Origin of the sequence: Streptomyces sp. CA-250714 (genome assembly GCF_050936705.1) — a bacterium.
In the GTDB taxonomy this organism is placed as follows: Bacteria; Actinomycetota; Actinomycetes; order Streptomycetales; family Streptomycetaceae; genus Streptomyces.
In genome coordinates this window covers 3,487,528-3,501,470 of record NZ_JBNJMI010000002.1, presented here as the reverse complement: position 1 = coordinate 3,501,470, position 13,943 = coordinate 3,487,528, and the positions used below count along the sequence as shown (strand labels likewise).

The 13,943-nt window shown below is 69.3% G+C and carries 14 protein-coding genes, 1 tRNA gene and 1 pseudogene; 6 read left to right on the top strand and 10 right to left on the bottom strand.

Features of this window, described 5'->3' with window-relative positions:
• Nucleotides 1–172: 172 nt before the first annotated feature.
• From ACQEU8_RS34525 to ACQEU8_RS34515, 3 genes are all read right to left on the bottom strand, one after another.
• A complete protein-coding gene (locus tag ACQEU8_RS34525) occupies nt 173–892 on the bottom strand; it encodes a nucleotidyltransferase family protein (protein ID WP_433108204.1) in 720 nt (239 codons plus the stop codon).
• Nucleotides 893–1,121: 229 nt separating this feature from the next.
• Entirely contained in the window at nt 1,122–1,562 is a 441-nt protein-coding gene (locus ACQEU8_RS34520) for a hypothetical protein (protein WP_433108203.1), read from the bottom strand.
• 226 nt (nt 1,563–1,788) lie between these two features.
• The gene (locus ACQEU8_RS34515) at nt 1,789–2,913 is read right to left on the bottom strand and encodes an ABC transporter ATP-binding protein (RefSeq protein WP_433108201.1); all 1,125 of its coding nucleotides are present in this window, start codon (nt 2,911–2,913) and stop codon (nt 1,789–1,791) included.
• A 166-nt stretch (nt 2,914–3,079) separates the two neighbouring features.
• Here ACQEU8_RS34515 and ACQEU8_RS34510 point away from each other — a divergent pair.
• A tRNA-Thr gene (locus tag ACQEU8_RS34510) sits at nt 3,080–3,153 on the top strand.
• An 89-nt stretch (nt 3,154–3,242) separates the two neighbouring features.
• Here ACQEU8_RS34510 and ACQEU8_RS34505 read toward each other — a convergent pair.
• Entirely contained in the window at nt 3,243–3,377 is a 135-nt protein-coding gene (locus ACQEU8_RS34505; protein ID WP_433108199.1) for a hypothetical protein, read from the bottom strand.
• Nucleotides 3,378–3,672: 295 nt separating this feature from the next.
• Entirely contained in the window at nt 3,673–3,894 is a 222-nt protein-coding gene (locus ACQEU8_RS34500; protein ID WP_433108197.1) for a hypothetical protein, read from the bottom strand.
• Nucleotides 3,895–4,191: 297 nt separating this feature from the next.
• On the opposite strand from ACQEU8_RS34500, the pseudogene ACQEU8_RS34495 reads away from it, so the two are divergent.
• Both ACQEU8_RS34495 and ACQEU8_RS34490 read left to right on the top strand, forming a co-directional pair.
• Nucleotides 4,192–4,935: pseudogene (locus ACQEU8_RS34495) on the top strand (XRE family transcriptional regulator).
• 2 nt (nt 4,936–4,937) lie between these two features.
• Nucleotides 4,938–5,408 (top strand): NUDIX domain-containing protein, encoded by a 471-nt coding sequence (locus ACQEU8_RS34490; RefSeq protein ID WP_433108195.1) that lies wholly within the window; start codon nt 4,938–4,940, stop codon nt 5,406–5,408.
• Nucleotides 5,409–6,510: 1,102 nt separating this feature from the next.
• Here ACQEU8_RS34490 and mltG read toward each other — a convergent pair.
• Together mltG and ACQEU8_RS34480 are read right to left on the bottom strand one after the other, a co-directional pair.
• Complete coding sequence (gene mltG, locus ACQEU8_RS34485) at nt 6,511–7,299, bottom strand: endolytic transglycosylase MltG (protein ID WP_433108193.1); 789 nt, start codon at nt 7,297–7,299, stop codon at nt 6,511–6,513.
• Nucleotides 7,300–7,370: 71 nt separating this feature from the next.
• Nucleotides 7,371–8,372 (bottom strand): zinc-binding dehydrogenase, encoded by a 1,002-nt coding sequence (locus ACQEU8_RS34480; protein WP_433108191.1) that lies wholly within the window; start codon nt 8,370–8,372, stop codon nt 7,371–7,373.
• 211 nt (nt 8,373–8,583) lie between these two features.
• On the opposite strand from ACQEU8_RS34480, the gene ACQEU8_RS34475 reads away from it, so the two are divergent.
• A complete protein-coding gene (locus ACQEU8_RS34475) occupies nt 8,584–9,246 on the top strand; it encodes a pentapeptide repeat-containing protein (RefSeq protein ID WP_433108189.1) in 663 nt (220 codons plus the stop codon).
• A gap of 22 nt (nt 9,247–9,268) precedes the next feature.
• Here ACQEU8_RS34475 and ACQEU8_RS34470 read toward each other — a convergent pair whose 3' ends face one another.
• Both ACQEU8_RS34470 and ACQEU8_RS34465 read right to left on the bottom strand, forming a co-directional pair.
• On the bottom strand, nt 9,269–9,769 hold the full coding sequence (locus ACQEU8_RS34470; protein WP_433108187.1) for a hypothetical protein: 501 nt from the start codon (nt 9,767–9,769) through the stop codon (nt 9,269–9,271).
• A gap of 115 nt (nt 9,770–9,884) precedes the next feature.
• The gene (locus ACQEU8_RS34465; protein WP_433108185.1) at nt 9,885–10,460 is read right to left on the bottom strand and encodes a TerD family protein; all 576 of its coding nucleotides are present in this window, start codon (nt 10,458–10,460) and stop codon (nt 9,885–9,887) included.
• A 312-nt stretch (nt 10,461–10,772) separates the two neighbouring features.
• Between ACQEU8_RS34465 and arfB the strand changes: the two genes are divergently transcribed.
• Nucleotides 10,773–11,213, top strand: a complete 441-nt coding sequence (arfB, locus tag ACQEU8_RS34460; protein WP_433108183.1) for an alternative ribosome rescue aminoacyl-tRNA hydrolase ArfB — start codon at nt 10,773–10,775, stop codon at nt 11,211–11,213.
• A 121-nt stretch (nt 11,214–11,334) separates the two neighbouring features.
• On the opposite strand, the gene ACQEU8_RS34455 is transcribed toward arfB, so the two are convergent.
• Nucleotides 11,335–11,853, bottom strand: a complete 519-nt coding sequence (locus ACQEU8_RS34455; RefSeq protein ID WP_433108181.1) for a flavin reductase family protein — start codon at nt 11,851–11,853, stop codon at nt 11,335–11,337.
• Nucleotides 11,854–12,218: 365 nt separating this feature from the next.
• Between ACQEU8_RS34455 and cdgB the strand changes: the two genes are divergently transcribed.
• On the top strand, nt 12,219–13,943 hold the full coding sequence (gene cdgB, locus ACQEU8_RS34450; RefSeq protein ID WP_433108179.1) for a diguanylate cyclase CdgB: 1,725 nt from the start codon (nt 12,219–12,221) through the stop codon (nt 13,941–13,943).

Below are 13,943 nucleotides of genomic sequence, written 5' to 3'. Positions count from 1 at the left end.
GCGGGGCGGGGCGCGCGGTGTCGGTGGCGCCGGCAGCGCCGGGCGTACGGAGAAGGGCCTTCGGCTCTCCCTGGGGGAGCCGAAGGCCCTTCCGTATGGCCGTATGGCCGTATGGCGGGGATGGCGTATGGCGGCGTGTGGGTGTGGGTGGCCGATAGGTGAGCAAGGCTGGTCAGTTCGGGGTGCCGTCCGCCAGTTCCTTGGCGGCCTCGCGCAGGTCCTTGGCGGTGTCGATGGCCCGCCAGTACGAGCCCTGGGGGAGCGGGAAGCCGGCGAGGGCGCGTTCGCGGGCGAGACGGGGGAAGGTGGTGCGCTCATGGTCGCCGCGCTCGGGCAGCAGCGCGGTGAAGCGGGGCGAGAAGACGTAGACGCCCGCGTTGATCAGATACGGGGAGGGCGGCGCCTCGATGAAGTCGAGGACGTGGCCGAACTGGTCGGTTTCCACGGCTCCCCACGGGATGCGCGGGCGGGCGAGCGCGAGCGTCGCGGTGGCGTCGCGCTCGGTGTGGAAGGCGGCCATCTCACGCAGTGAGAAACGGGTCCAGATGTCGCCGTTCGTCGCGTACCACGGCTCCTCGGGCCGCGGCAGTGAGCGTGCCGCGAACTTCAGTCCGCCGCCGCGCCCCAGCGGCTCGCGCTCGATCACCGTCGTGACGCGGCAGGGGAGTTCGGCCTTGGCGAGCCACTCCTCGAGCACCTCCGCGAGGTGTCCGCAGGAGACGACGGCGTCGGTGACGCCCTCCGCCGCGAGCCAGGCCAGTTGGTGGCCGATGATCGGGACGCCCGTACCGGGGATCTCCACCATCGGCTTGGGACGGTCGTCGGTGTACGGCCGCAGCCGTGATCCCTGTCCACCGGCAAGGATCACGGCCTGGGTCGGGTGCTGGGTCATGTGCCGCAGCCTATGCGCGCGGGGCGCGTGCCGGGTGCCGTACCCACGGCTCGGGCTGCCTCGGCTATGCGGGGTGTGCCGGCCGCGGGGGTGCCCCGGCCGTGGGGTGGCGCCGGTCGCGGGGGGTGCCACGACTGCGCGGGGTCCCCCGGCTTCGGGGGTTGCCTCGGCCGCGGGGTGCTCCGGCCGCAGGGCGCGCCGGTCGTTGGGTGCCCCGCAGCGGGCCGGCTCAGTTCAGCTGGGCGACGCCGGAGGCGAAGGACGTGTCGCAGACGGGCCGCGCGAAGCGCTGGGCGCGCTGGGGGCCGTACTTGTGGACGGCGGCCTTGCCGAGCGCCCGCGCGATCGAGGTGCAGTGGCGGGCCAGGGACGGCTTGCGGTTGATCGCGCGCTGAAGACCGCTCAGCGCCGCTCCTGGGTTCTGCTCCTGAAGTTCGGCGATGAGCCGGTCACGGAGCACGTCCTGCGGGGCGCGCTGCGGTGTCGTCGGCCCGGCCGACGTCGAGGCGCTGCGCGCCGACGCCTTGTGTGCCGAGGAAGTGAGGACCGGCGAGTCCGCGGGCGCTGGCGCCCATGGGACATGGGTGACGGCGAGGGTCCCGGACAGGACGAGCACGACCGGGAGTACGAGGGCGAGGGATCGGCCGATACGGCGGGCTGCGTGGTTCACGACCGTGATGGTAGCGAGCGGTAGTGATTTGGCGACATTTTGTCACCACATCGAGCGACGAGGAATGTGGGTTGTTCGAGCGGGGCCGTACGGGAGGGGGCGGGTGTGGGCGGCGCGGCGAAGGGCCGTGACGGGGATGCCGTCACGGCCCTTCACTCGTACTTGCGCACTCGTACTTGCGCGGCAGGCCGCGAGGACTGCGTAACCGGCCGGCCCGGCCCGCCCGTCAGTCGCTGAGGCGCTCGCCGGAGGAGGTGGAGAACACGTGGGTCTCGCCACCCTGCGGCACCACGTGGATCGTGGTGCCCTTCTCCGGAACGGCACGGCCCGGAACGCGGACCACCAGGTCACGCTTCTCGCCGCCGATCTCGGCGGTGCCGTAGACGTAGCCGTCGGCACCGAGCTCCTCGACGACGTTCACGGTGACCGGAACGCCGGCCTTCTCGTCCTTGGACAGGGCCTTGCCGTTGCCGTCCCCGTTCACGAGGTCGAAGTGCTCCGGGCGGACGCCGACCGTGACCGTCTTGTCGCCCTTGTTCGAGGCGGCGGTGAGGGCCTCACGCTCGACCGGCACCACGCTGTTGCCGAACTTGACGCCGCCGTCGGTGATCGGGACCTCGACCAGGTTCATGGCCGGGGAGCCGATGAAGCCCGCGACGAACAGGTTGTTGGGGCGGTCGTACATGTTGCGCGGGCTGTCGACCTGCTGGAGCAGACCGTCCTTGAGCACCGCCACGCGGTCGCCCATCGTCAGGGCCTCGACCTGGTCGTGGGTGACGTACACGGTGGTGATGCCGAGGCGGCGCTGGAGGCTCGCGATCTCCGTACGGGTCTGGACGCGGAGCTTGGCGTCCAGGTTGGAGAGCGGCTCGTCCATCAGGAAGACCTGCGGCTCACGGACGATGGCCCGGCCCATCGCGACGCGCTGCCGCTGACCGCCGGAGAGCGCCTTGGGCTTGCGGTCCAGGTACTTGGTCAGGTCGAGGATCTTGGCCGCGTCCTCGACCTTCTTCCGGATCTCGGTCTTCGGCACACCCGCGATCTTGAGCGCGAAGCCCATGTTGTCGGCCACGGTCATGTGCGGGTACAGCGCGTAGTTCTGGAAGACCATCGCGATGTCCCGGTCCTTCGGCGGAAGGTGGGTCACGTCGCGGTCACCGATACGTATGTTGCCCTCGTTCACGTCCTCCAGCCCCGCGAGCATCCGCAGTGACGTGGACTTACCGCAACCGGAGGGACCGACGAGAACGAGGAACTCCCCGTCCGCGATCTCGATGTCGAGCTTGTCGACGGCGGGGGTGTCGGCGCCGGGGTACACCCGGGTCGCCTGGTCATAGGTGACCGTGGCCATGTTCTTTTCTCCTTCACCGGCAGGTACGTGCCGGACGATCCGTCGTAAAGGGAGGTGTAGTCCACCGCGTGGACCTGGCGAGACGCTAGCCCCTCACCGCGCTTTTGTCAGTAGCCCCAAACATCACGATCCCGCTCCCGGGTACACTGCACGAGCGACGACACCCGCCGCCTTAGCTCAGCTGGTTAGAGCATCTGTCTTGTAAACAGAAGGTCGTCGGTTCGAATCCGACAGGCGGCTCCGCAGGTGAGAGGCCCCGTCCAAAATTTTGGACGGGGCCTCTGACGTTGCCGTGACATCAGTTCTGACATCAACGGCTGCGGGGAAGATCAGGTGCGGGCGGGAACGCCGCTCGCTCCGTCATCGTCATCGCCCTCATAGATGTCACGAAGGGCGTCGCCCACGCGGTCGAAGGCGGTCCGCTGGGAGTCGAGCCGGACGAAGGTGTAGATGTCCATCGTCACGCGGATCGAACTGTGCCCCCAGGACTTCCATGATCATGCGAGCGTCGAGTGAGGCACAGGTGTGCCGGAGATCACGGAAGCGGACGCGGCGGACCTTGGCCCGGTCGCACAGCGCCGTGAAAGACCGGTTGAGGTTGCGCGGCTCGACGGGGTCCCCTTCTTGGTCGTGAAGACCAGATCGTTTCCGGTGTCCTTCCACTTGTCGCCAGCCGCACGCCGGTCGACCGGACCTACCCTTCCCGGCCAAGGACTGAGGGGTGGTCCGGTTTCGTATGCGGTTGTTGGGGGGCGCGGCTCAGGCGTCGGCCGTCGACGAGGAGTTCGCGACTTCGGGTTCTTCGTCAGTCGCAGCCAGCCCGGAGTTCCTCAGAAGAAACCGAAGCGTGTAGCCCAGGCTCCTCACATGGGCCTCAGCAGTCAGCAGCCCAGTGCCGAGCACCTGGGCCACCTCGTACGGAATCGTGTCGAGCGTCGAGCGCTTCCGGTACCACTCCCGGGGAGCCGTGCCACAGACCATCGATCTGCTTTGCCGCTAAGGGCATCAGCGCATGATGTGCGCCACCAAGTCCTTGTGCAGCTCGCACAGTTCCTCGTACCGGGGCAAAGCCTTCCGCTCGGCCAGAGCGGCGCTGATCGTCGCGGTGACGTCCCCGGTGTCCACGTCCGTACGAAGGCTGGGTGCGTGTCGGTGCCCATGAACGGGAGCTTCCGGCAGGTGACCGGGACGTGGGAACCACCGACAAACCCCACTTCGGGACGTCCCGCGTCGTGTAGAACGTCCCTAATGCCGTCCCCGGACCAGGGAGAGGCTCAGATGCCGAACGAGAGGCTACGCGCTGCCATGGCGGCCGGAGGCTGGACGTACGCGTCCCTTGCGCACAAGGTCGAAGTCGATCCCAAGTCCGCTGAGCGCTAGGTCAAACTTGGGCGCACTCCCCGCCGTTCCACGGCCGTAGTAGCAGCCGAGACGTTAGGAGAAGACGTGCATGCTCTATGGCCGGCGTTGCGCCAGGCGCGTCCCGCTCGCGCTGTCAGCCCGGAACTGGTGGCGCTGTACGACCGGCGGGCGGCCATCCCTGTGTCCGCCATCGTGGACATGCTGAAACAGGCACGCGAGCGCATCGAGGTCCTGGTGTATGCCGCCGTCTTTCTGCATGAGGCGTACCCACGTCTCAACGACCTGTTGCGGGAGCGCGCCGCCGAGGGCTGCGCGGTGCGCATCGCAGTCGGCGACGCGGACAGCACGAACGTCCAGCAGCGCGGCGAGGAAGAGCGGTTCGGCCATGGGATCGAGTCCCGCTGCCGCCTGGCGCTCATGCACTACCGGCCACTCGTCGGGGCACCTGGCATCGAGGTGCGGACCCATGCCACCACGCTCTACAACTCGATCTACCGCGCGGACGATGAAGCGCTGGTCAATGCCCACGTGTGGGGTGTGAACGCCTACGGCGCCCCCGTGTGGCATCTTCGGCGTAGGGGCAAGGGCGGCATGTTCGACACCTACGCCGAGAGCTTTGACGCGGTTTGGGAGACCGCGACGCCAGTACGAGAGGGGTGATCATGGCGCGAACCGAGTACTACGACGATCCGGCAGGACCGGAGCCGAACAGCTTGGTGGTTGCCGCGTCCGCCGTGGTCACCGACGACGAGGGGCGCATTCTGCTTCAGCGTCGCCGGGACAACGACCTGTGGGCGTTGCCCGGCGGCGGCATGGAGATGACCGACTCGCTCCCGGGGGCAGCTGTCCGGGAAGTGAAGGAAGAGACCGGCCTGGATGTGGAGATCACCGGTCTTGTGGGCACCTACACAGATCCCCGCCATGTCATCGCGTACACGGACGGCGAGGTGCGCAGGCAGTTCAACGTCTGCTTCACGGCCCGCGTCGTTGGTGGACGCCTCGCGATCTCGGATGAATCGAGGGAGTTGCGGTTTGTCCCGGTGGGGGAGATCGATCAATTGCCCATGCACCATACGCAGCGGCTCAGGATCGGGCACTTCTTGGAGCATCGGGAGCGGCCCTATCTGGGCTGACTCTCGTCATGCCTGATAAGGGCTACGAGCAGCGGATGACCGGGCCACGGGTGGCCGCAGGCGCGCTGTTCTTCGACGCCCAGGTCTGGGACCTATTCGTCCGGCACTCGTAGAAGCCGATGTGGGAGATCTCCGGCGGGTACGTCGAGATGGGGGAATCCCCTTGTCTTCCGGTGGATCGCCAAGAGGACGACCAGGCAGCGAAGAATGGCCCTCGTGAGTGAGGGGGCCGTAGTTTGGCAGCGTCGGATCAGTCTCCGCCGCCTCCTCCGCCCCCGCCGTCTCCTCCCCCTCCGCCGTCGACAAAGGTGATGCTCCAGGTGGTGGAGTGGCGGCGGTTGGGGGGACTGGGGAACCACGGGATTCGCGGTGGTGGGGTGGCTCGTCCGGGCTGGCCGTAGGGGATACGGGCTATGCATACCGCAGCTGTCGCCACGGAGCCCGTCAGGGCCATCAGAAGGATGCCGGCATCGAACTTCCGGTCCAGGAAGCAGGCAATCGTTGCGAGAAGGAAGAGCGCTGCGACCTGCGACAGGAGGACCGCGCAAGTCCAGCAGGCGACCTTGGCCGCAGTGCTGTCTCGTCTCATCTGCATCACCCCTTACGGGGACGGCAGAACGGAGCCCAGGGTTGCTGCCTTGGGGTACTGGAATGGGACCAGAACGAGTAGTTGGCCGTATTTCCGCTCACACCTCATGCGGAAGGGAAGGTGGGGCCTCGCCTTTAAGGATCCGCTCGATGCCCTCTCTCTGGCCGCAGCGAGTACGGGTGGGCCCTGTGCCAAGAGGTTGGCAACAGAAGGTCGTCGGTCTCCGCCTGCAGATCCTTTACGGCGAATCCAAGTGGCTCGGCCGTCTGTCGATACTGCGGTCCCAGGTGGGAAAAGTCCGGCCCCCTCGGCATCGGGGGAAGTCTCCGTTTTGACCGCACTACGCATATTCGGCGGGAACGCTTCAAGAGCCGGGGCCGGCACCTCGGGTCCATGCCGCAAAGGTGGACAGGTGGACCCGAGGTGACATCACTGGCGTGGCGGTTTTTCAGGATTGGCGGTGGATGAGGTTCGGCTCGGCCGTTGAATCGGGCGGCGGCCCCTCCGTGCGGATCAGGCGCCGTTGGCCTGTTCTTCGTTGAACTCTTCCACCCACTTCTTGTGCTGCTCGTAGTCGTTCGTGAAGCGGGTGTCGCCCGGCTTTACGGTGACGAAGTAGAGCCAGTTGCCGGGCGCGGGGTGCTGGGCCGCTTTGAGGGCGTCGGCGCCGGGGTTGCCGATGGGGGATGGCGGAAGGCCCTTGTGGCGGTAGGTGTTGTAGGGGGAATTGACGCGGGTGTCGGCGTGGCTGGTGTTGAGAGTGGAGCGCTTGAGGGCGTAGTTGATGGTGGAGTCCATCTGGAGCGGCATGTCTCGATCGAGGCGGTTCTGTATGACGCGGGAGACCTTGGCCATGTCCTCGGGGTTGTCCGCCTCGGCCTGGATGAGGCTGGCGATGGTGAGGGTTTCGTAGTCAGGTGTGCCTGCCGCGGCGTAGCGCTCACGGGCGGTTCTGGTCATGGACTTGACCAGCGCGGTCGGCGTCGTTTCGGGCTTTACGGTGTATGTGGAGGGGTAGAGGTATCCCTCAGGGTTGCCCTTCGCTGACGCGGGCAGCTTGAGCTGGCCCTTGCGCCCGGCGCGCAGCGCGGCCTTCTCCGTCGTCCCTTCGGGTACGGAGAGCGCCTCGTCGGCCGCCGCGTACACCTGAGAGGCGCGCCAGCCGGCCTGCACGTCGAGGGTCGTGGTCTGCCACTCGCGCTGGAGCTGCCGGATCAGTACCACGGCTGCCGCCACGGCTACGGCACACAGCAGGGCCACCCCGACGAGCCATCGCTTCCGCTTCCCGGTCCTGGTGGTCATGGGGAGAACGCTAGGCCAGCGCACCGGCTCGTCGGGACCGGATGCCGGTTATGGGGCGGCCCGGAGGGTGGTTATGGGACCAGTACCACCTTTCCTGCCGTTCCGCGGGTCTCCAGCGCGCGGTGCGCGGCCGCCGCCTCGGCGAGGGGGAACGGGTCCACGAGCGGCGTCAGCACCCCCTTGGCGGCCAGCGTCAGCGCCTCGTCCTCCAGCTCGCGCTTGTGCTCCAGCATGAAGGCGGGGTTCAGTGAACGGACGGTGATGCCCCGGGACCGCAGCTCCTCGGGGGTGAGAGCTTCCGTGGCCGGCGGCCGGTCGTCGTCGCCCGTCAGCAGTGTGGACGAGCCGCCGTACGCGTAGTGCGTGCCACCCGGGCCCACCAGGTTCAGCGCCGTACGGGAGAGCGTGCCGCCGGGGCCGTCGAACAGGTGGTGTACGGGGCGTTCGCCGTACACCGTACGGATGCGGTCGGCCCAGTCGGGGAGCGTGTAGTCGACGGCGAGATCGGCGCCCAGCTCGCGTATGGTCGCGGTCTTGGCCGGGCCGCCTGCCGCGCCGATGACGCGGGCGCCACGGTGCCTGGCGTACTGCGTCAACAGTGCGCCCATGCCGCCGGCGGCGCTCAGTACGAGCACGGTGTCCTCGGGGCCGATCGCGGTTCCGCGCAGTACGCCCATGACGGTGCGCCCGGTGCCGACCATGGCGACGGCCTGCGGTGCGGAGAGCGCGTCGGGGACGGGCTGGAGGGCGGCGGCGTCGGCGACGGCCAGCTCGGCGTAGCCGCCGGGCGCCGTGCCGAGGTGCACGGTGACGTGGCGGCCGAGCCAGTGTTCGGGGGTGCCCTCACCCAGCGCCTCGACGGTCCCTGCGACCTCGCGGCCGGGAGTGGTGGGCAGCTCGGGGAGGGGGAGCGGGCCGGCCTGGGTCCCCGCGCGCAGCGTGGTGTCGATCAGGTGCACCCCCGCCGCCCGGACGGCTATCCGCACCTGGCCAGGGCCCGGGAGGGGGTCGGGCACCTCCTCGTACGTCAGGTTCTCGGCGGGCCCGAAGGCGTGCAGGCGTACGGCGTGCATGGGCGTTCGCTCCTTCGTGGACGGTGCGGCCGGGGGCCGAACCGGCTCGGACGTCGGCTCGGTCGGCCGGCTCGCCCAAGGTTCCGACTTGAAGTGTGGTTCAAGTCAACCGATGTCGACGGGAAGCGGCGGGTCGGCGGCCAACTGAGGCCGGTGGGTGGATGGCTGGATGTCGACCGTCGTTGTCAGTGGCCGGGGGCAGCATGAGGACATGGCGACATCGGCAGTACGCGAAGCACAGCGTCCGGAGATCTCCCTGCCCGAGCTGCGGCCCTTCGAGGACCGGGGTCTGGAGCCCGACGGGGACTACGACGGGGTGCGGTTCGAGGGGCTCGACCTGAGCGGGACCGACGGGGGCGGGGCCACGTTTCTGGACGTGGGGATGTACCGGTGTGCGCTCGACGAGGCCCGGCTGGAGCGGCTGCGGGTGATCGACTCGGTGCTGGAGGGGGTCTGGGGGGTCGGTACGCGGCTGGCCGGGGCCGAGCTGCGCGATGTGGAGCTACGGGACGCGCGCCTGGGCGGCATCCAGATGCACGGAGCGCGGCTGAACCGGGTGCTGGTGCGGGGTGGGAAGATCGATTACCTGAACCTGCGTCAGGCCCGGCTGAGAGACGTGACGTTCGAGGGCTGCGTACTGAATGAGCCGGATTTCGGCGGGGCTTCGCTCGAACGGGTGGCGTTCCGCGACTGCGTACTGCGCCGTGCCGAGCTCAACCAGGTACGGCTCAAGGATGTGGACCTGCGCGGGGTGACGGAGCTGGACCTCGCCACGGGGGTGGACCGGCTGGCGGGCGCCACTATCAGTCCGGGGCAACTACTGGAACTGGCCCCGGCGTTCGCGGCACAGATCGGGGTGCGGGTGGAGCCCTGAGGGAGGAGCACGGGCCCGGCCTTCACGGCACCCGGGGGAAGCGGGCCGTCAGGGTCCAGATGACCGGGTTGTCGGCCAGGCCCTCATGCATATCGGCGAGGTCCGCGACGAGGTCGTGCAGGAAGTCGCGGGCCTCCCGGCGCAGCTCGCTGTGGGAGAAGGAGAGCGGCCCCTCGTCGTCCGCCGACCAGTCGGCGGTGATCTCCACCCAGCCGAAGCGGCGGGTGAAGTGGAGCAGATCGGCGGACTCGGTGAAGTCCAGCGTGGCGTGGTGCGGGCCGGGAGATCTGCTGCCCTCCGGGGCCCGGTCGAGTTCCTCGACGATGTCGCACAGCGCCCACGCGAAGTCGAGGACCGGCACCCATCCCCAGGCTGTGGACAGTTCCCGGTCGGTTGCGGTGTCCGCGAGATAGACGTCCCCGCAGAAGAGATCGTGCCGCAACGCGTGTACGTCGGCACTGCAGTAGTTCGTCTGTGGCGGGTCGGGAAAGCGGCGGGAGAGGGCGTAACCGATGTCGAGCACGGCGCGATCGTGTCACGGCAGCCCGGCAGCCCGGCAGCCCGCCGGGGTGGTGGGCGCCGAGTGGCGGGGTGGCGCTCCCGGTGCGGGAGCGCCACCCGCGTCGCGTGCTGGGACGTCAGACGTTGACGCCGAAGTCCTGGGCGATGCCCACCAGGCCGGAGGCGTAGCCCTGGCCGACGGCGCGGAACTTCCACTCCGCACCGTTGCGGTAGAGCTCGCCGAAGACCATGGCGGTCTCGGTGGCGGCGTCCTCGCTCAGGTCGTAACGGGCGATCTCGGTCCCGCCGGCCTGGTTGATGATGCGGATGAAAGCATTCCGCACCTGGCCGAAGTTCTGGCTGCGGCTTTCCGCGTCGTAGATCGAGACCGGGAAGACGATCTTGTCGATCTCGCCGGGCAGCGCGGCCAGGTTGACGTTGATCTGCTCGTCGTCGCCCTCGCCCTCACCGGTGACGTTGTCACCGGTGTGCACGATGGACTGGTCCGGCGTCGACTTGTTGTTGAAGAAGATGAAGTGCTGGTCCGAGTAGACCTTGCCCTCGGCAGTCACCGCGATGGCGCTCGCGTCGAGGTCGAAGTCCGTGCCGGTGGTGGTACGCACGTCCCAGCCGAGGCCGACCGTGACGGCGGTCAGGCCCGGTGCCTCCTTGGTGAGCGAGACGTTGCCGCCTTTGGACAGGCTTACAGCCATGGGGTGCCCTTCTTTCGTGTCTGGCTCTGGTGGTGACCTCTGAGGAAATCACCGGCGCCGGAACGGAACCACACCGGGGTCCGCGGCCGCACGCCTCACACCCTTCACAACGCAGTCGGGGGACGAGCGGGTTCCAGCTTTCCGCCCGTACTTTGCTTTCTTTACCTTCGCGGCCGTCCGGAAGGCCCGCGCCGTCCGAAAAAGCACCGCAGTCGTCAGGGGAACCCCGCGGCCGTCCGGAAACAGAACCGCGGCCGTCCTGGAAGCCCTCGTCCGGAAAAGCGGATGACGGCCGCGCCGGGAGGCCGGACCATGGAACCCATGTCCGGTCCCTACTACATCCGAGGCGCGGTCGCCCTGCCCGAGGCCGAGCTGACGTGGCGCTTCACGCGTTCGTCGGGGCCGGGCGGCCAGCATGTGAACACCAGCGACAGTCAGGCGGAGGTGCGCTTCGACCTGGCGCGCACCCAGTCGCTGCCCGAGGTGTGGAAGCGCCGCGCGCTGGAGCGCCTGGCGAACCGCCTGGTGGACGGCACCGTGCTGGTCGTACGCGCGAGTGAGCACCGTTCGCAGTGGCGTAACCGGGAGACGGCGGCGGTGCGGATGGCCTCGCTGCTCGCGGAGGCGACGGAACCTCCGCCACCGCCACGCCGCAAGAAGAAGATGCCGCGCGGGATCAACGAGCGAAGGCTGCGCCAGAAGAAGCAGCGCAGCGAACTGAAGCGGGGCCGCACACGCAATGGCTGGGACTGACCCAGAGTGCACAGTCGGGGGACGCGCCCGAAGGGGCGCGGGGAACTGCGCGAGCGACCACAGCTCACCGGCAGTCCGCGAACGTCGGGTAGGGGCAGAACAGAACCGGCCCCGCGAGGGGTCACCGCAGCGACCGGTACCGCCCGCTGTAGTACAGCAGCGGCCCACCCTCGCCGGAGGCGACCCGCGTGGCCAGGACGCGTCCGACGACCAGGGTGTGGTCGCCCGCGGCCACCCGCTGTTCCGTACGGCACTCGACGGCTGCCAGCGCGCCGTCCACCAGGGGTGCGCCGCTGGCGGTGCCGCGGGTGTGGGGGAGGTCCTGGAAGAGGAGCCGGTCGCTGAGCCGCGCCTTCATGGCGAAGCGACCGGCGGTCTTGTGCTGGGCCTCCGTGAGCAGGGAGACGGCCCAGTGGTCCTGGCGGGAGAGCAGCTCGGCCATCCGGGAGTCCTCGCGCACGCTGACCAGGACCAGCGGCGGGTCCAGCGAGACGGACATGAACGCGGTGGCCGTCATACCGACGTCCTCACCGCGGGCTCCCTCCTCGGGGTCGTGCGCGGTGACCAGCACCACACCGGCCGCCAGCCGCGCCATCGCCGCGCGGAACTCCTCGTCACTCACCCCATCAGCATGGGGCATCTGATGGGCACCGGGCACGGGGGTCGTTTGCTGCTGCACTGCGTGGGACACGCTGGCTACGCTAACCGTCGTCCTTCCGGCGCGGCATCGGGCTCCGGTACCAGGTGGGGACTAGGACCATCGACGCCCTCCCGAGGCGGGCCCGACGCGAGCCCGAGGCACACGTTGCGCAATCAACTAATCGCGGACTGTTGTGACTTGAGTCACAGAGGGCATTAATTGTTGACCCTGTGTACCGGGTGAACAGCTCGCTGTGATTCAGTGGCCGTGGCAGCCGAAAACGCAGCCGAGACGCTGAGGCAGTGAGGCCCCGAAGCGACGCCACGAGCACCTGGAGTTGACGAGCAAGGCTCAGGGGGAGGGCTATGGAAACCGAGTCGGAGCCCTACGTCCGCCTCGCCAGTCTGCGCCAGCTGCACCGCGTCGTGGCGCAGCTCAACACCGCCCGCAGCCTCGCCGACACCTTGCAGACGGTCGCCGACGGGGTGGTCGAGGGCCTCGGCTTCGAAATCGCCTCGGTCAATCTGGTGCGCGCCGATGGAGACCTCGTCGTTGCCGCCGTCGCGGGCAGTGCCGCCGCCGAGTCGATGATGGCCGGCCGGGTCGGTTCCCGCGCCTCCTGGGAGCGGCGGCTGGCGATGGGCGAGCAGTGGGGGGCGCTCCGCTTCATCCCGTACACCGAGGGCTGGGTGCTGGACGACGACGAGGTGCCGGAGTGGCACGCGCCCTCCCCGGTGCGGGACACACCTGACGCCTGGCACCCCATGGACCGCCTCTTCGCGCCGCTGCACGCCTCCGACGGCGAGCTGCTGGGCGTGCTCTCCGTCGACCGGCCCCGCAACGGCCGCCGCCCCGGCGCGTGGGGCTGCGAGGCGTTGCAGATGTACGCGTCGCAGGCCGCGATCGCCATCAGCAACGCCCGGCTCCGCTCGAACATGCAGCGGGCGCTGGTGCGGCTGGAGCGCGAGCAGCAGGCGCTGCGGGCCAGCGAGGAAAGCTTCCGGCAGGCGTTCGAGTACGCGCCCAGCGGGATGGCCGTCGCCGAGATGGGCGGCGACCAGCAGGGGCGGCTGCTGCGGATCAACGACGCGCTGTGCCGGCTGCTGGGCCGCCCCGCGGCCGCCATGCGCCGCTACTCCTTCTCCGACCTGGTCCACCCCGAGGACATCCGTACGCTGCTGCGCACCTCGGCCGAGGGCGGCCGGGCCGAGCTGCGGCTGCAGCGGCGCGACGGCAGCTATGTGTGGGTGTCGCTGCGCAACTCGGTGGTCGCCGACACCGCCGACGGGCCGCGCTATCTGCTCACCCACGTCGAGGACATCGAGGAGCGCAAGCGGCACGAGCTCCAGCTCGCGCACCGTGCCAGCCATGACTCGCTGACCGGGCTGCCCAACAGTGCCGAGCTGCGCGCCCGGCTGGCCGGCAGGCTGTGCTCGATGCCGGGCCGCCCGGTGGCCCAGGCCGGCGCCGTACCCGGCGCCGACCCCACCGCAGGGCACGCGGGCGGCGGGCCCGGATATGTGTACGGGCACGGGGACGGCTTCTGGGACCTGGACGGGCTGGGCGGGATATCCGGCGCCGGGGAGGGACCCGGCACGGAGACCGCACCGGGCTCGGCGGCAGGCCCGGGGGGCGGGAGCTCGGACCCGCACCATGTGCATGCGGTGCCGCCGAAGGGCGACGGGCCAGGTGAGAAGGGGCTCGCCGTCCTCTTCTGCGATCTGGACGGTTTCAAGTCCATCAACGACCGCTACGGCCACCACTGCGGCGACGCGGTGCTCATCGCGGTGGCCCGCCGCCTGGAGGCCGGGGTGCGGGACGACGACACGGTCGCCCGGCTGGGCGGCGACGAGTTCGTGGTGCTGGCCGACGGACTGGGCCCCGCGGAGGCCCAGGATCTGGCCGTACGGCTGCGGAATGCGATCATCCCCCCGATTCAGGTTGACGGGCGTGCGGTGCGGGTAGGCGCCAGCTTCGGCATCGGCTGGGCGGGCTGCGGAATGACTGCCGAAGAGGTCCTGCAATCCGCTGACCAGCGCATGTACGTGGAGAAGCGGTCCCGGTCCAAGGGACAGCGCCGGGCGGGCTAG